The organism is Actinoplanes sp. CA-252034 (assembly GCF_050956125.1).
Taxonomy (GTDB): domain Bacteria; phylum Actinomycetota; class Actinomycetes; order Mycobacteriales; family Micromonosporaceae; genus Actinoplanes.
Genome location: NZ_CP191846.1, coordinates 8,340,511 through 8,357,870 on the forward strand (window position 1 = coordinate 8,340,511; position 17,360 = coordinate 8,357,870).

13 protein-coding genes and 1 pseudogene are annotated in these 17,360 nt (G+C 68.2%); 11 read left to right on the forward strand and 3 right to left on the reverse strand.

What is annotated here, in order from left to right; translation table 11 throughout:
- Positions 1 to 101 precede the first annotated feature (101 nt).
- Positions 102 to 680 carry a hypothetical protein gene (locus tag ACQPZW_RS37800; RefSeq protein ID WP_433790812.1) on the reverse strand — a complete coding sequence of 193 codons (579 nt, stop codon included), beginning with the start codon at positions 678 to 680 and terminating at the stop codon, positions 102 to 104.
- A gap of 511 nt (positions 681 to 1,191) precedes the next feature.
- Here ACQPZW_RS37800 and ACQPZW_RS37805 point away from each other — a divergent pair.
- From ACQPZW_RS37805 to ACQPZW_RS37835, 7 genes are read left to right on the forward strand one after another with little or no spacing between them, the layout of a single operon-like run.
- A complete protein-coding gene (locus ACQPZW_RS37805) occupies positions 1,192 to 2,016 on the forward strand; it encodes a slipin family protein (RefSeq protein WP_433790813.1) in 825 nt (274 codons plus the stop codon).
- Positions 2,016 to 4,394, forward strand: coding sequence for a phosphoketolase family protein (locus tag ACQPZW_RS37810; protein ID WP_433797735.1), 2,379 nt, complete (start codon positions 2,016 to 2,018; stop codon positions 4,392 to 4,394). Before ACQPZW_RS37805 ends, ACQPZW_RS37810 begins: the two co-directional genes overlap by 1 nt.
- 47 nt (positions 4,395 to 4,441) lie before the next feature.
- Positions 4,442 to 5,434: an Acg family FMN-binding oxidoreductase gene (locus tag ACQPZW_RS37815; protein ID WP_433790814.1), complete on the forward strand. Its 993-nt coding sequence runs from the start codon at positions 4,442 to 4,444 to the stop codon at positions 5,432 to 5,434.
- A 31-nt stretch (positions 5,435 to 5,465) separates the two neighbouring features.
- On the forward strand, positions 5,466 to 8,093 hold the full coding sequence (locus ACQPZW_RS37820; protein ID WP_433790816.1) for a cation-translocating P-type ATPase: 2,628 nt from the start codon (positions 5,466 to 5,468) through the stop codon (positions 8,091 to 8,093).
- A 9-nt stretch (positions 8,094 to 8,102) separates the two neighbouring features.
- Entirely contained in the window at positions 8,103 to 8,954 is an 852-nt protein-coding gene (locus tag ACQPZW_RS37825) for a universal stress protein (RefSeq protein WP_433790817.1), read from the forward strand.
- A gap of 9 nt (positions 8,955 to 8,963) precedes the next feature.
- On the forward strand, positions 8,964 to 9,506 hold the full coding sequence (locus ACQPZW_RS37830) for a universal stress protein (protein WP_433790818.1): 543 nt from the start codon (positions 8,964 to 8,966) through the stop codon (positions 9,504 to 9,506).
- A gap of 34 nt (positions 9,507 to 9,540) precedes the next feature.
- Positions 9,541 to 10,431 (forward strand): universal stress protein, encoded by an 891-nt coding sequence (locus ACQPZW_RS37835; RefSeq protein ID WP_433790819.1) that lies wholly within the window; start codon positions 9,541 to 9,543, stop codon positions 10,429 to 10,431.
- A gap of 112 nt (positions 10,432 to 10,543) precedes the next feature.
- Here ACQPZW_RS37835 and ACQPZW_RS37840 read toward each other — a convergent pair.
- A pseudogene (locus ACQPZW_RS37840) lies at positions 10,544 to 11,325 on the reverse strand (transposase family protein).
- 380 nt (positions 11,326 to 11,705) lie between these two features.
- Between ACQPZW_RS37840 and ACQPZW_RS37845 the strand changes: the two are divergent.
- The 4 genes from ACQPZW_RS37845 to ACQPZW_RS37860 all read left to right on the forward strand — a co-directional run bounded on the left by ACQPZW_RS37845 (position 11,706) and on the right by ACQPZW_RS37860 (position 15,176).
- Entirely contained in the window at positions 11,706 to 12,362 is a 657-nt protein-coding gene (locus ACQPZW_RS37845; protein WP_433790820.1) for a PAS domain-containing protein, read from the forward strand.
- Positions 12,359 to 13,327, forward strand: a complete 969-nt coding sequence (locus ACQPZW_RS37850) for a methyl-accepting chemotaxis protein (protein ID WP_433790821.1) — start codon at positions 12,359 to 12,361, stop codon at positions 13,325 to 13,327. Before ACQPZW_RS37845 ends, ACQPZW_RS37850 begins: the two co-directional genes overlap by 4 nt.
- A gap of 614 nt (positions 13,328 to 13,941) precedes the next feature.
- On the forward strand, positions 13,942 to 14,424 hold the full coding sequence (locus tag ACQPZW_RS37855) for an Hsp20/alpha crystallin family protein (RefSeq protein WP_433790822.1): 483 nt from the start codon (positions 13,942 to 13,944) through the stop codon (positions 14,422 to 14,424).
- A gap of 77 nt (positions 14,425 to 14,501) precedes the next feature.
- Positions 14,502 to 15,176 carry a BON domain-containing protein gene (locus ACQPZW_RS37860; protein WP_433790823.1) on the forward strand — a complete coding sequence of 225 codons (675 nt, stop codon included), beginning with the start codon at positions 14,502 to 14,504 and terminating at the stop codon, positions 15,174 to 15,176.
- A 469-nt stretch (positions 15,177 to 15,645) separates the two neighbouring features.
- Here the strand turns inward: ACQPZW_RS37860 and ACQPZW_RS37865 are convergent, their stop codons facing one another.
- The gene (locus ACQPZW_RS37865; RefSeq protein ID WP_433790824.1) at positions 15,646 to 17,277 is read right to left on the reverse strand and encodes an alpha/beta fold hydrolase; all 1,632 of its coding nucleotides are present in this window, start codon (positions 17,275 to 17,277) and stop codon (positions 15,646 to 15,648) included.
- Positions 17,278 to 17,360 lie beyond the last annotated feature (83 nt).

Sequence of the window (17,360 nt, forward strand, 5' to 3'; positions counted from 1 at the left end):
CTGAGGTGAGAGCCCGCTGCGGTCTGGCGGGCGTGAGGACGGGACCACCGAGGTGACGACTCGCGGGTCCGGGTTGACCGGATCGCGTACGCCTCGCGGGTCTACGTGAGCCAGGTGTTGCGTCGCACGAGCGGGATCGCCGCCCACTGGCGGCCGAGGCCCCAGGTTTTTCCGGCGCCGAGCAGGGCCAGCAGGATGAGGACGGCGGCGTAGACGAGGTGGTCGTCCATGAACGGGTTGGTCGCCGGCGGTAGGACGGCGGTCCACATCAGGACGGTCAACAGCGCGCCCGCGGCTGCGGCGATACGCATGCCGATGCCGAGGATCAGCGCGGTGCCGATGCCGAGCAGCGCCATCATGAACAGCGCGTCCACGACGGCGTTGCCGGCCATCGAGTGGTAGACACCGGCGAAGGGGCCGGTGGCGGCTTTGCCGAGGAACCCCGCCGTGGGGCTGCCACCGTCCAGCCACGCGTTCGCGGCGGGCGTGCTGCGGCCGAGACCGAACAGTTTGTCCAGGAAAGCCCACAGGAAGACCCAGCCCAGGGCGAGTCTGATACCGGCCAGCAGGTACGGGACAGCACTGCCCGTACGCCCGTTCGCCACAGGCGCCGTGTCCGCGACGGCGGCGCTACCGGAATGGTGCCGTGTGCGCTGCTTCGGCGGTTCGGTGGTGGTCATGGGGGAGGATTCGTGATCGTTGGCGATGTGGACCATCGCGCTCACATTCCTTCACGTTGTTCATGACGCATGTTCCCTGGCGCGTCCAGCGCGCCACGGATCGATCGGACGGCGGCGCCACCTACTCGGGGCGCGAGCCGTGCTCTTCACAGATGTCGAGACCGGTCGAGGCTGGTCAACCACAGGTCGAGGCTGGTCAATCACAGCAAGATCCGCGAAGTGCGGGAGATTGTCGACGGCGACGGCAGGCTCAACGGCCACCGGGGTCCCGGGCGACAGTTCGACCGTACGCGCATTTCGCCGAGCCCGCAGCGCGAGCCGACTGGCGGCCGCTGCCGGATGGCGCGATCAGGGGTAGGGTCGAGGTGTCGCCCTGGACCCCGGTGGACTGGTATTTGAACCGCTGTGGGTGTCCTGGTTTTCGTCACCCGCCGCAGCGATCAGGTGCGCTCGCTACGCCAATTGTTCTCGGGTACGAATATCCGGCTGCGGCCGAAGTCAGGATCTCCTCATGTGGTCCCTGTGGATCGCTCTCATCATCCTGCTGCTCCTCGCTCTGGCGTTCCTCGCCGTGAAGGTCGTCAAACAGTACGAGCAGGGCGTCCTGTTCCGCCTCGGCAAGGTCATCGCCGTCCGCAAGGCCGGCCTCACCGTGATCATCCCGTTCGTCGACGTGCTCAACCGGGTGAGCCTGCGGATCGTCACCATGCCGATCCAGTCCCAGGGCATCATCACCCGCGACAACGTCAGCGTCGACGTCTCGGCGGTCGCCTACTACCGGATCGTCGACGCCGAGAAATCCGTCGTGGCGATCGAGAACGTCGGCGCGGCGATCAACCAGATCGCCCAGACCACCCTGCGCAAGGTCGTCGGCCAGCACACCCTCGACGAGACCCTGTCCGAGACCGACCGGATCAACATCGACATCAAGACCATCCTCGACGTCGCCACCGAGGAATGGGGTGTCGAGGTCACCCTCGTCGAGCTCAAGGACATCCAACTGCCCGAGAGCATGAAACGTGCCATGGCCAGGCAGGCCGAGGCCGAGCGGGAGAAGCGCGCGAAGATCATCGCCGCTGAGGGTGAGGCCCTGGCCGCCGACGCCCTGGGATCGGCCGCGGACATCATGATGGCCCACCCCCTCGCGCTGCAGCTACGCAACCTGCAGACCCTGGTCGAGTTGGGCGTCGACAAGAACAGCACCGTCGTCTTCCCGGCGCCGCTGATGAGCACCATCGGCGAACTCGGCACCTTCCTGGCCCGCGAGAACGCCGCGGCGTCCGCGACGCCCGACCTGCCGCCGATCAATGGCGTACCGCTGACGATGACCTCATGATGACCGCGCCCCGCACCTTCCCCGTGGCCACCGGTGAGCCGTTGGACGCTGATGAGCTCCGCCGGATCGACGCGTACTGGCGGGCCGCGAACTACCTGTCGGTCGGGCAGATCTATCTGATGGGCAACCCGTTGCTGCGCGAGCCGCTGCAACCGGCTCAGGTCAAGCCGCGGCTGCTCGGTCACTGGGGCACCACCCCGGGCCTAAACCTGCTCTACGCCCATCTGTCGCGGATCATCGCGGCCCGTGGCCGGGAGATCATCTACGTGACGGGCCCCGGCCACGGCGGTCCGGGGCTGGTCGCGAACACCTGGCTCGAAGGCACCTACTCCGAGACCTACCCCCGGATCTCGCAGGACACCGTCGGCATGCAGCGGTTGTTCACCCAGTTCTCGTTCCCCGGCGGCATCCCGTCGCACGTCGCACCCGAGACACCCGGGTCGATCCACGAGGGCGGCGAACTCGGCTATTCGCTGTCGCACGCCTACGGTGCCGCTCTGGACAACCCCGAACTGGTCGTCGCGTGTGTGATCGGTGACGGTGAGGCCGAGACCGGGCCGTTGGCCGCGTCGTGGCATTCCAATAAGTTCCTCGACCCGATCGGTGACGGCGCGGTCCTGCCGATCCTGCACCTCAACGGCTACAAGATCGCAAACCCGACGGTACTAGCGCGCATCGGCGACGTCGAGCTGTGTGCGCTTCTCGAGGGGTACGGCCACAAGCCCCACCTCGTCGACGGCGACGACCCGGACACCGTCCACCAGTTGCTCGCCGCCACCCTCGACACGGTCTTCGACGAGATCGCCGAGATCCAGCGGGCCGCCCGCGAGGACGGTGTCACCGACCGTCCGCGCTGGCCGATGATCGTGCTGCGTACCCCGAAGGGCTGGACCGGCCCGAAGGCCGTCGACGGCCTGCCGGTGGAGGGAACCTGGCGCGCCCACCAGGTGCCGCTGACCGCGGCCCGTGACGACGCCGCGCACCTCGACGCCCTGCACGCCTGGATGACCTCCTACCGGCCCGAAGAGCTGTTCGACGCCGACGGTGTCCCGCAGTCCTGGATCGTCGACTGGCTTCCCCGCGGCGACCTGCGGATGTCGGCGAACCCGCACACCAACGGCGGCCGGTACCCGCGTGACCTGGAGCTGCCCGCGTTCCGCGACCACGCGGTCAAGGCCGGTGAGACCGCCGAGGCGACCCGGGTGCTGGGTGGCTGGCTGCGTGACGTGATGGCCGCGAACGCCGCCTACCGCAACTTCCGGTTGGTCGGGCCGGACGAGACCGAGTCGAACCGGCTCGGCGCGGTCCTCGACACCACCGGCAAGGCGTGGCAGGCCCGCGTCGACGACGTGGACCTGCACCTGGACCGGCACGGCCGGGTCATGGAGATCCTGTCCGAGACCACCTGCCAGGGCTGGCTGGAGGGATATCTGCTGACCGGCCGGCACGGCCTGTTCTCCTGCTACGAGGCGTTCATCCACATCGTCGACTCGATGTTCAACCAGCACGCCAAATGGTTGAAGACGACCCGGCACCTCGGCTGGCGCAGGCCCGTGCCGTCGCTGAACTACCTGCTCACCTCGCACGTCTGGCGGCAGGACCACAACGGCACCTCGCACCAGGACCCGGGTTTCATCGACCACGTCGTCAACAAGAAGGCCGAGGTCGTCCGGGTCTATCTGCCGCCGGACGCCAACACCCTGCTCTCGGTCGCCGACCACTGCCTGCGCAGCCGCGACTACGTCAACGTCATCGTCGCCGGCAAGCAACCAGCGCCGACGTGGCTGGACATGGACGACGCCGTCCTGCACTGCGCCCGCGGCCTCGGCATCTGGGACTGGGCGAGCAACGACGACGGCGACCCCGACGTCGTGCTGGCCGCCGCCGGCGACGTACCGACCATGGAGGTCCTCGCCGCGACCGACCTGCTGCGCCGGCACCTGCCCGACCTGAAGGTACGGGTGGTCAACGTCGTCGACCTGATGCGCCTGCAACCGGTCTCCGAGCACCCGCACGGCCTGCCGGATCCCGAGTTCGACGCCATCTTCACCACCGACCGACCGATCGTCATGGCTTACCACGGCTACCCGTGGCTGATCCATCGGCTCACCTACCGCCGCACCAACCACCACAACCTGCACGTACGCGGCTACAAGGAAGAGGGCACCACCACCACGCCGTTCGACATGCTCGTCGTCAACGACATGGACCGGTTCCACCTCGTCATGGACGTCATCGACCGGGTACCCGGCCTCGGCCGCAAAGCCGCTGTACTGCGCCAGCAGATGGTCGACAAACGCGCCGAACACCGCGCCTACGTACGCCGCACCGGCGAGGACCTGCCCGAGATCCGCGACTGGACCTGGCCTATGGCATAACCCGGCACCACCGGTTCAACGCTCAGCACCGCACGAGGAGACCCACCATGACTTCCACGCAGACCGTCGACGCCTCAGCTGTCACCCGGGCGCTGAAGAACGCCACCACCACGGCCAGTCACGCCCCGTCGATCCACAACACCCAACCGTGGCGGTGGCGGGCACACGGCGATCAACTCGATCTGCTCCTCGACGAGAGCCGGACCTTGGCCGTCGCCGACCCGGATCGCCGCCTGGCGATCCTGAGCTGCGGCGCCGCGCTGCACCACGCCCTGATCAGTCTGGCCGCTGACGGCCTGCACGCCACCGTGGCCCGCCTACCTGAGCCGACCCGGCCCGGGCATCTCGCGACCATACGTGTCGACGCCCGGATGCCGGTCGATCCTGCAGCGATCCGGCACCTGCAGACCGTCGGGTTGCGGCACACCGACCGCCGGACGGTGAGCGGCACCGCCGTCGACGCGGACTCGCTGCGGTCGATCGCAGCCGCCGCCGAGTCGCAGCAGACTCAACTGCACGTGCTGCGCCCTCTCCAGGTCCTGGGCCTGGCCTCCGCCACGGATCACGCCCAACACGTCGAAGCCGACGACCCGGCATGGCAGGCGGAGCTGGATGACTGGACCGGGGGCACCCGCCCTCTCGGCACCGGCATCCCCGGCACGGTCATTCCCCGGGAGGCGTCACCCACGATGGTGCCCGGACGTGACTTCGGCCGCGCCGGCGGCATGGCCATAGCGGACACCCACGACCGGGCGGCGGTCTTCGCGATCCTCTACGGCCCCGGTGACGGCGTCCTCGACTGGCTACGCGCCGGCGAAGCATTGTCCGCGGGGTGGCTCAAGGCCACCGAACTCGGCGTCTGCGTGGTGCCGATGAGTTCCGCCATCGAGGTCACCGTCACCCGCGAAAGCGTCAGACACCTGCTGGCCGGCCTCGGCCATCCGTATCTGGTCCTACGGTTCGGGGTCCTCGACTCCGACACCGCCGGTCCGCCGCGCACGCCTCGGCTGCCGACTGTGCAGATCGTCGAGCAGCCGTGAGGTCCGCCAGCAGTAGAAGAGGGCACACGGGATGACTCCTATCACCGACCCGGTGCGCCCCGGCCAACCGGGCGGGAACACCACCGTGGACGAGCCGCCGCTGCCGGTGGGGTCGCCCGGCGGTCTCAGCTCGGCTGAGGCAGCGGACCGGCTGGCCCGTGACGGCGGCAACGTGCTTCCGGCACGCCGTCCACCGCCGCTGGGGCGCCGTGTCGTGTCGCAACTGCGAGACCCGCTCGTCCTGGTGCTGCTCGCCGCTGCCGGTTTCACGCTGGCCACCGCCGACTACACCGACGCGTCGGTGATCCTGTTCGTGATCGTCGTGAACACCACGGTCGGGGTGATCCAAGAGGTCAAAGCAGAACGGGCGATCTCGGCCCTGTCCGCGCTGACCGCACCCGCGGCACGGGTGATACGCGACGGCGAGCACCGTGAGGTACCCGCCGCGGCGCTGGTCGTCGGGGACCTGCTCGTCCTCGCTGAAGGCGACATCGTGCCCGCCGACGGCCACGTCGTCGAGGCGAGCGCCCTGCTGATCGACGAAGCAGCCCTGACTGGCGAGTCCGCACCGGTCGACAAACCCGCCGGCCCCGACGGGCCGACGGCAGACGTGTCCGCGGGAACGGTCGTCGTCCGCGGGCGCGGGCAAGCCGTCATCACCGCCACCGGCGCGGCCAGCGCCATGGGCCGCATCGCCGCGATGATGACGGCCGCCCCCGCCATGACTCCTCTGCAACGCCGCCTGGCCGGGGTCGGCCGGCTGCTCGCCGCCGCCGCCCTGGTGCTGTGCGCGGTCGTCCTGGCGCTCGGCGTGTTCCGCGGCCAGCCCTTGCAGTTGATGATCGTCACCGCGATCACCCTGGTCGTCGCGGCCGTCCCCGAGTCTCTCCCGGCGGTAGTCACGCTCAGCCTCGCGCTCGGCGCCCGCCGGATGACCGCCCGCAACGCCGTCATCCGAAGGTTGCCCGCGGTCGAGACCCTCGGCTCGGTCACCGTCCTGGCCACCGACAAGACCGGCACCCTCACCGAAGGTCGGATGGTCCTGCGACACCTGTGGACTCCGACCGGGGAAGCCCAGGTCGAAGGATCCGGCTACGCACCACACGGTGACATCCGCCGCGACGACACCGTCGTGACCGGTGATGACGCTGCCGACCTGTCGCAGTTGCTGCGCGCGGCCGTGTTGTGCAACGACGGCTCCCTGCAACCACCGGACGGCGACAACCCCGACTGGCTGCCGGTCGGTGATCCCACCGAGGTCGCTCTTCTCACCGCGGCCGCGAAACTCGGCATCGACCGCGAAACCCTCCACACCCAGCTGCCCCGCATCGGTGAGGAACCGTTCGACAGCGTCCGCAAACGCATGTCGACCACCCATCGGCTCCCGGACGGCACGACCCGGATCGTCTGCAAAGGCGCACCCGAGGCAATCCTGCAATCAGCGGTCCTGGCCGACCCCGCCGAGCTCATCGACCGGGCAGCCGCCCGCGCGGACGCCCTCGCCGGCGACGGCTACCGGGTCCTCGCCGTGGCCCAGGCCGACCGCACAGCGTCGGCTGACTCCGGTTCCCTGGAACAGGGCCTGACCCTGCTCGGTCTCGTCGCGATCCTCGACCCGCCCCGGGCGTCCGCCGCAGCGACCATCGCCGCCTGTCAACGCGCCGGCATCACCCCGGTCCTGATCACCGGCGACCATCCGGCCACCGCCGGCGCGATCGCCGTCGAGCTCGGCATCATCGGCGCCGGCGACGAGGTGGTCGACTGCCGTACCGCCGAACCCGGCGCCCGCGCCGCGCAAGGCGCGCGAGTCTTCGCCCGGGCCACCCCGCAGCAGAAGGTCGCCATCATCGACGCCCTCCGTGCGGCCGGGCAGGTCGTCGCGATGACCGGCGACGGTGTCAACGACGGCCCTGCCCTGCACCGCGCCGACATCGGCGTCGCCATGGGAAGACGCGGCACCGAAGTCGCCCGGCAAGCCGCCGACCTGGTCCTGGCCGACGATGAACTCGGTACCGTCGTCGCCGCCGCCGAGGAAGGTCGCCGCGTCTACGCCAACATCCGCCGGTTCCTGCTCTACGCCCTGTCCGGTGGCACCGCGGAGATCGCCGTGATGCTGGCCGGGCCGTTCTTCGGTCTGGCGTTGCCGCTGCTGCCCGCGCAGATTCTCTGGATCAACCTGATCACCCACGGGCTGCCGGGTCTCGCGCTGGGCAGCGAACCCGTCGACGCCGACGTCATGGACAAGCCGCCGCGTCCGCCGTCCGAGACGATCCTCGGGGCCGGACTGTGGCAACGCATCCTGCGTATCGGCGTCGTCATCGCCGCGGTGACCGTGGGCGTCGGCGTCTGGGCGCACGCCACCGACCGCCCGTGGCAGACCCTGACCTTCCTCGCCCTCGGCGTGACGCAACTCGCCGTCGCGCTGGGCTCCCGGGCCCGCCCCGGTACCTGGGCCAACCCGATGCTGTTCGCCGCCGTCGGTGTCGCACTCGCCCTGCAACTCGCCGGCATCTACCTGCCGCCCATGCAATCGCTGCTCGGCACCCAGCCGCTGGCGATCCCCGACCTGCTCATCGTCACCGCCATCGCGAGCCTCGGCTACGCCGCGATCCGCCTCGACCGTCGCGTGCACACCACCGAACGACCGTCACCCGTTTAGGAGACCTCCATGACCGGCCCACCCATTATCGTCGGCGTCGACGGATCAGCACCCAGCCTCGCCGCCGTCGACCTGGCCCTCTGGGAAGGCGCACTACGCGACCGCGCGGTCCGCATCGTCTACGGCGACTGCTGGGCCGACCATCCCGCCTGGGCGAACAACGACGCCGCCGGTGACCTCGCCGCCGGCCTGCTGTCCGAACCGCAACAAGCCATCCGCGACGCCACTGACCGCGCAAACGGCACCCAGGTCCCGGTGACCACAGAGATCGTGGCCGGTGACCCCGCCGCGGTACTCGTCCGCGAATCCGCCCACACGGATCTGCTCGTTCTCGGGCACCGCGGCCGCGGAGGCCTGCCCGGGCTGCTGCTGGGCTCCGTCGCGATCAAGGTCGCCGCGCACGCCACCTGCCCGGTGATGATCACCCGAGGGGCCGCCCCGGCCACCGGCGACATCCTGGTCGGCGTGGACGGATCCGCCGCCGACGACGCCGCACTCGGATTCGCCTTCCACGAGGCAGCGCTGCGCGGAGCCGACCTGCGGACCCTGCATGCGGCAAGCCGGCGCCACCTGGGCAACGCCGAGTTGCTCCTGCGGTACGACACCCAACCGGAAGCCGCGGCACACACTCAGCTGCTGACCGAAACCCTATCGAACTGGTCGCGCAAGTACCCCGGAGTGGCAGTGCACCGGGACCTGACTGCAGGCCGCCCCGCTGACGCCATCGTCGAGGCCGGCACGCGGGCTCAACTTGTCGTCCTCGGCACCCGCGGGCACGCGCACCTGCCCGGCCGGCGCCTTGGATCGGTCAGTCACGCCGTCCTGCACCACACTGCCTGCCCCGTCGCCATCGTCCGATGAAGCAGCGCGATGCTCCCCAAGCGGGCCACGCCGCCGGGATTGACAGGTCCGCTCACCCGTCCTCATTCACCGTTCGACCGCACACCGCAGGAGAGGGACATGACAGGCAACGCTGCCGACAGCACCCACCGCATCATCGTCGGCGTCGACGGTTCGCAGGGTTCCAAGAACGCACTGAAGTGGGCCATGAACCAGGCCCGGCTGACCGGTGCCACCGTCGAAGCCATCACCACCTGGCAGGACCCGGCCAAGCACGGAACGGCCTACGGATGGACGTCCGTCGCGTTCGAGGGTGACACCTACGCCACCATGATGGTGAAGGTTCTCGACGAGACCGTCGCCGAGGTCGCCGCCCAGATGTCGCATCCCGTCACAGTGCGGGCCCAGGTCGTCGAAGGCCACCCCGCACAGGCTCTGGTGCACGCGGCCGAAGGAGCAGAACTGCTCGTGGTCGGCAGCCGCGGACACGGCACGTTCGCCAGCATCATGCTCGGCTCGGTCAGCCAGCACTGCGTGCAGCACGCACCCTGCCCGGTCGTCGTAGTCCGATAAGCGCAGGACCTACTACAACCTTGAAAGGTCGGCGATGAGCACCGCATCTGGAGCCGCAGTAGTCGTAGGGGTGGACGGATCCGCATGCAGCCTTGCCGCGGTCCGGGCAGCCGCAGTCGATGCCGCCGACCGGGGGCGGCCACTGCGCATCGTGCACGCCTTCATCTGGGCAGAACTCAGCGGCCCAGACGGCGGCATCGTCTACGGACCGCATGACACGCGCATGCGAGCCGAAGCCGAACGCATCCTGGCCGAAGCCGTCATCGAGGCGGAGAAGGCCGCATCCGGCGTCCAGACTACCGCTGCCGTGGTCGACGGGAATCCGGCGTCCGTGCTGATCGGCGAATCCCGCCACGCCGTGCTCCTGGTCATCGGTGACCGCGGGCTCGGCGGATTCCGCAGCCTGCTGCTGGGCTCCGTCGCTGTACACACCACGGCCTACGCCGCCTGCCCTGTGCTGGTGGTCCGAGGCGAGCAACACGCCACCGGTCCTGTCGTCGTCGGTGTCGACGGCTCGGCGGAATCCGTATCCGCGATCGGATTCGCCATCGAGCACGCGGCGCGGCGCAAGACCGGCCTCACCGCCGTTCTCGCCTGGGATGCCTTCGACTCCCTCGTCCAGAAGGACATACTGCCTCTCGTGCACGAGCCGGGCACTCTCGAGGACGAGTTGCACCGCGTCCTGAGCGAGTCGCTGGCCGGCTGGGCACAGCGATACCCCGACGTGGCCATCCAGCAGGAACTCGTTCACGGGCGACCGGCAGCGGCTCTGATCGAACGATCGCAGGACGCTCAACTGCTGGTGACAGGCTCCCGAGGACGTGGCGGCTTCGCCGGACTGCTTCTCGGATCGGTCAGCCATCCCGTGCTACACCACGCGCGCTGCCCCGTGGCCGTCGTACGAGGATCGTCGTCCGCAGATTGACGCGACCCCAAACAGGCGTTGACCCAGGCCGCGGCATCATGACGTCGGCCGCGGCGGACATTCGTGCCTGAAACAGTCAACGCGAGGACGGCACGCGATCACTGAGCCATTTTCATCCTGAGTAGGTTGGGTTCTCGACGTGGTGCAGGACGAGGATGGCCTGCACGATCGGGGTCGCCCGGTGCGGGCTGCAGCGGATTCTGGTCAGGATCTTCCACGTCTTGAGGGTGGCGTTGGCGCGTTCGCCGATGGCACGGATCCGGGCGTGAGCGCGGTTGACCTTCTTCTGCCAGGCGGAGAGTTTCGGCCGGTAGCGGTGCCGTTTGAACGGGGTCCGGATACTGCCGCGAGCACCCTGATAGGCCTTGTCAGCGAACGTCATCACCTTCGCGCCGGTCAAGGCCTCGATGATGGCGTGGACGCGGGCCGCGGTCAGGTCATGGACGGCACCCGGCAGCGCGGCCGACGCCCAGACGAGCCGGCCTGCCGCATCGGCTATGACCTGCACGTTCACGCCGTGACGGCGGTGTTTTCCCGAGTAGTAGGGCTTCTGGTCGGCGACCCGGTCGATCGGATCAGGGTGCCGTCGAGGATCACGTACGCGAGCAGCCGAATCCTGATCATCGCCGTTTCAAGATCGTCGGCGGTGGCGGCGAGCAGGTCGATGGCCTCGCGGACATAGCGCCACGCGGTGGTGACGCCGATCTCGAAACCGCTGGCCAGGCGGGCCAGGGTGTCGCCGTTACGCAGGTGGGCCAGGGCGAGCAGGGCTTGCCGGCCGGGGTCGAGGCGCCGCCACCGGGACCTGCGCTGGTTGCGGTGGGCCCGGATGAGGCCGGCGAGGTGGTTCAGGCTGCGAGTGGACAACGCAATCGCGGCGGGGTAAGACAGCACAGCGAGGCTCCCGGTTGGGGCATCGGATCTTGGTCGACTGCTGTCTTACCGGGGGCCTCGTCCTGTGTCGACTCCAACGCACTCCGCCCGCCGTGACCTGCACCGTCACGATGAAAATGGCTCACTGTGGCGGCGAGAACCATCGAAGTATCCGAATGGTGAACCACCGGCCATAGTACTTCACAGCGGGAATTTTGTATGCGTAGACCAACCTTCGCCGCGCCGGGCGAGCCGTCCAGGCGTACGATAAAACTGTCGCTCCGGTCCCCGGCGATCCGGTACTCCAGCTTTCCGCCGACACGTCATTGTGCTGCTGGGGGCCCGCGAGCCGCGTGAGGAGCCGTCGACCAGACGCCCCCTCCGGCTGAGATTCGCCAGTGATGACGGCGAAGGATTTCACCGTCAGCGATGATGTGTCCGCGACCGTCCATGGCGCGGCGTCATGCGTGGGTTCGCAGGCTGGAGAACGAGCGATGCGACAAGGCAAGGTCCGACCTTCGGGAGTCGTCAGGACGTTCGGCGCTGACGAGATCATCGTTACCAAGACGGACCTGAAAGGGCGTATCACTTACGCCAATGATGTTTTCCTGCGCGTGTCGGCTTATGACGAGCACGAGATCGTCGGTCAGCCGCACAGCGTCATCCGGCATCCGGATATGCCACGTTGTGTCTTCAGGCTTCTCTGGGACACCATTCAGGAAAACCAGGAGATCTTCGCCTACGTGGTGAACCTCGCCGGAGACGGTGCTCATTACTGGGTGCTGGCGCACGTGACCCCCAGCACCGACACCAGTGGGCGGCCCAGCGGCTATCACTCCAACCGGCGGGTACCCACTGCGGGGGCCCTCCGCCAGATCGAGCCGCTCTACGCGTCCCTGGTTGCCGAGGAACGCCGGCACAGCCGTCCAGCCGACGCACTCGAAGCCTCCACCGCGATGCTGACGGAGAATCTCGCTGCGCGTGGCATGAGCTACGACCAATATTTGTGGTCCACCGTCGCAGACGGCGTCACGGGCACAAGGACATCGGCAAAGTGAGCAGCTTTTCAAACCACGGAAAGGGCAGCAGCGATGCCGGCGCGGCAGCCGTCCGTGAATCCATGGCCGAGATGCTGCGGGTCTGTACGGCCGTTGCGGCCGGTGACTTCGACGCCCGCGTACGACAGACCCCGGGCCTTGAGGACAGACCTGAACTGGTTGAGCTGCGGCACGAACTCAACCGGATGATCGACCGCACGGATGCCTTCATCCGCGAGGCCTCGGCCTCCCTCAAAGCCGCAAGCGAAGGACGCTTCCACCGGGAGTTCCTGCTGGGCGGCATGCTGGGAGCCTTCCGAGACGGCGCCCTGGCCATCAACCAGGGCCGCACGGCGATGGCCGAGAACGCGGCACGGATCACCGCTTCAGGAGAGACCCGACTGCGCCTGGCAGACGATTTCGAGAATCAGGTGATGGCCGTGGCCGAGCAGGTCGCCGCTGCGGCTACCGAACTCAGTGCTGCCGCGGCCAGCCTGGCCCACTCGACCGACGCTGCGGTGGGCGAGGCCGACTCGGCCAGCACGAGCGTGACGTCGATGGAGCAAACGTCCACGGAGATTCAGCAGGTCATCACACTGATCTCCCGGGTGGCCGCGCAGACCCGGCTACTCGCGCTCAACGCCACCATCGAAGCTGCCCGCGCCGGCGAGTCCGGTCGAGGCTTCGCCGTCGTCGCCAACGAAGTCAAGCAGTTGGCCGGCCAGACCGCTGACGCCACCGTCAAGATCGTCGAACAGGTCGAATCGGTACGGTCTGCGACTCGGAACACCGCGGGCGTCATGGCCAAGGTCAAAGACACCGTCCGGGACATGGAAACTATGGTGCAGGGCATCATCGTGGCCGTGGACGGCGTCGACCAGAACCGCGGCGCCAGTCATGACATCGGTGCTCAAGGACTCGCCCAAATGGCCGAAATGCTGCGTGCCGAGGTCACGCTGTTCCTCGAAGTCATGCGCAAGGACTGATCAACGCATCCGACCCGATCCCGGTCGGATGCACGGAACGTCGCGAGCTGACCGACCGGCCCAGTGGCAGGCGCTCGGGGCCCGCCAGCCCCGAAGACCGCTGGGCGTGATGGGGTGAGCGGCACGCGAGGACAGTCGAGATCTTGTCGCGCATGGGGCCCCGCCCACAGGGCGACAACGTCAGCCATCGGGTCTGGCGCAACCGCTCGAACCACGCCCCGACTGACGGCCAACTTTCGGTGGTGGTCGTCCGCGGACCTGCAGAACGACCAGCCGGGCTGCACCGACGTCCGGGTAAGAATGCGGGCCGATTGGCGCGCCGATCGGGTCCGGTGAGCGTAGAGTCGAATTGCCGCTCTGGTCCCCGGTGGCTGTCGACCCGCCGCCGCACATTCGCCTCCATCCGAGGCAACTGCGACCGACCGTCCTTATCGCGCTGCGGCGGTCGCCATTTCTGCGCTTACGTCACGGGCGTCGCCTGCTGCCGCTGACACCGTGCGATGAGGCTCAGACGTGCGACCCGGATGGCTGGCGTGAAATCGGATGCGCCTACCGACGACAGCGCGCGGAGAAGTCCATTTCAAAATTCTGTCAACAAAGGATGTGACGCAGCCATGATGCTCCGATTCGACCCATTCCGCGACATAGACCGTTTGGCCAACGAACTCCTCGGTGCACGGCAGGTACCTCAGGCAATGCCGATGGACTGTTACCGCCATGGTGATGCGTTCTATCTACATTTCGATCTGCCCGGCATCGACGCCGAATCCCTGGAGGTCACCCAGGAGAACAACACCTTGACCGTACGCGCCCTGCGTAACGCGACTGCACCGAAGGACGCCGCCTACCTGGTCAACGAGCGTTCGATCGGGTCATACGCCCGGCAACTGGTCGTCGGTGACGGGCTCAGCCTCGATGCGATCGTGGCCGGCTATCACGACGGTGTCCTCACCCTGACGATCCCCGTCGCGGAGCAGTCCAAGCCCCGCCGCATCACCGTCGGACAGGGCAAGGACACGGGTCTGCGGCCAACCGTTGAGCACAAGATCATCGCCGAGACGGTGCGGAACGACAAGCAGGTAAGCACGGCCGTCTGAACCGGCCGCCAGGGACCAATTCGTAGGTCCAGACGCAGTGCATCACCAACCCTCACCTCAAAGGCAAAGGCAAAGCTATGACTCAGACGCTGCACAAGACCGATGAACAGCTCAAGACAGCCGTGACCGACGAACTGAAGTGGAGCACACCGGGGGTGAACGAGACGAGTATCGGAGTCGCGGTCAACCACGGCGCGGTCACCCTGTCCGGGGAGGTGGAGAGCTGGCCTGAGAAACGGCTCGCAGAACACGCCGCGTTACGCGTACGCGGGGTCACCGCCGTGGCGGCGGAAATCACCGTGCGCAACAGTTGGTCAGGAGTCAACGACACCGACATCGCGCGGGAGGCCAGCGAGGCACTCGAACGTTGCATCATCGTCCCGGCAGGCAAGGTGACGGCAACCGTCCATGAGCACACCATCAACCTCCATGGCCAGGTGACGTGGCACTACCAGCGGGAAGCCGCCGAACATGCCGTCCACCACCTCAAGGGTGTCGTCAAGGTCTACAACGCCATCACCCTCAAGCCCGTCGCGTCAGCGACAGACATCAAGGCGACAATCAGCGCCGCGCTGGTGCGTACCGCCCAGTCCGAAGGGCGCGACATCACGGTCAGCGTCGACCTCGCCGGCGGGCATGTCACGCTCGAAGGCTTAGTGCAGTCCTGGTCAGAACGGTCCGAGGTAGAACGCGCCGCGTGGTCGGTACCCGGCGTCACCAACGTCACCAACGCTCTCCGGATCCACTACTGATCGACGTGATAGTGAGCCGCAGGCCAATCGGTGCCCGCGGCTCACCGCGATGTCGTCCACCCAGCGGGTCTACCTGTTCGTGTCCTTGCGGTACAGATGCGCCGACGACTCTTACCTGCGTCAGATCCCGTCGGCCGGGGCGTCGGGCACCCGGCGAGTTCGGCCCGATCGAGTTCCACCTCGAACCGGTCGTTGAACCTTGCGGGGATTGCGTGTCCGACACCGTCGCACCGGCCAGTCGTCGTTCACGACTCATCGATGACCAGCAGAAAAAAGCCGATCGTCGGTGCCGTCGCTATGGCGGCGACCACCGCGGCGATGGTGGGTACGACCGGCACGGCCGCCCAGGCCAACACGACACACGGCTGCCCGTACGGCTATGTCTGCCTCTACCCGCGAGCCGCAGGCTGGAAGTACAACACGCCCGCGCAGAAGTGGCCCGAACTCTTCCACTCGGTGAGCGGTCTCGCTACGTCTGCGGCAGCACCGTCGTGGTCATGGCCTGGTGGAACAGGTCGGGCCGTTCGAACAGGCTCCGGTGACCGGCTGTGTCGAACACGATCATCTGCTTGCTCGGCGCTTTGAGCTGCTGGAACCACTGCTCGGCGAGGCTCGCCCGGCCGGGCTGTTCGTGTCGTCCCTGCACCAGGTAGACCGGCACGTCGAGCTCCAGGACCTGGGCGCGCAAGTCGATGTTCTGCAGCTGCGGGTACAGCACGGCGAACACGTCCAGCCAGGCCGGCAGGTTGTGGACCTGCTCCAGCAGGCTGTACTCGGGAACGAACAGGTTCTCGGCGAAGCCACCGGCACCTTCGGCGTTGGGCGTGTGGTCGTAGGGGTGCACGGCGTCGATGCGGGTCAGGGCGGGCTCGTAGTCGAGGATGTCGGCATACGGCGGCGGTCCGCTGGCGGTCAGCGTGCCGGCCAGGGCGGTGTCGCCGGTGCGGCGGGCCCAGGCCAGCGTGTCGGCGTAGAACAGCCGGTCGGTCTCGCGAGGGCTGACCATCTGCCCGGTACCGACGAACGCGCGGTACAGCTCGGGATGCCGCTGCACGGCCAGAACACCGAGGATCGTGCCCCACGAGTTGCCGACCACATAGATTTTGTCCTGGCCGAAACGCTGTCGCAGATAGTTGGTGACCTCGATCGTGTCAGCGACCGCCCGGTCCAGGATCAGCGTCGCGGTGGGTTCGAGGGTGTCGGCGGACTTACCGGCACCGCGCTGGTCGAAGGTCGCGACCGTGAAATCCTGTTCCAGAAGCTGCCCGTGGCGGCGCATCGCTCCGATGTCCGAGCCACCCGGACCGCCGGCCAGATACAACAGCACCGGGTTCCCGACGTCGGCGCCGCGGATCATCATGGCCAGGTCATGGCCGCCGACAGGGACCCGGGTCAGCTCTGCGACACTGCCGCCGCCGGGCTTACCGTCCGGGCCCAGGATCTGTTCGGTGCCTGCCGGCCGGAGGATCGCGACGGTCAGGCCCAGCAGCCCCACGACGAGCAGCACGGTGACGACGCGGCGCGTCCAGAGCCCGGACCTCGACCAGCCGCCCCGGACCGGGACATCCCCGGCGAGGCGACGGGCTGCGGCGGCGCCGAGGACCGCACCCAGCAGCATCGGCACCAGCGTCAGGACGGCGTGCAGGCCCCGGCCCAGCGCGAAGGCGACAAGGCCGTAGGTGCTGCCGGGATGGATCCCGTCGACCATCGGACCGGCGGTGCCCATTCTGGCGAACTCGAAGACCGCCATGAAGACGACGGGCCCCAACACCATCGACCACCGCGTACGCAGCACCACCCCCGCGAAAGCGCCGACCAGCAGGCCGATGACGATCGCGGCCACTGCCTGCGAAGTGGTGACGGGCCCGCGTGGAGTCCACCACGCGGCGAGCAGACCGTAACCGCCGGCCGCCAGCGCGGCGATCGCGACGGCGATGCGCCGGTCTCGCCACGCCGAGCCCAGCACGGCGCGCAGGCGGCCGGCGCCCGTCACCGGCGCGCGGATCTCGGCCGGTGTGTGATGAGCAGGCTGACCGGAGGCCGGTGCGGACGGGGCTGCGCCGCGGTCAGCGGTGGCGTCGTTCTTCACGCGGGGCGCCATGGCATTCACGTTCCTCAGGAGGTCATGGATCACGTTTCACGGCTGAAGCGCCCGCGAACTGATGTCGGTCGGCAGCGTCGGAG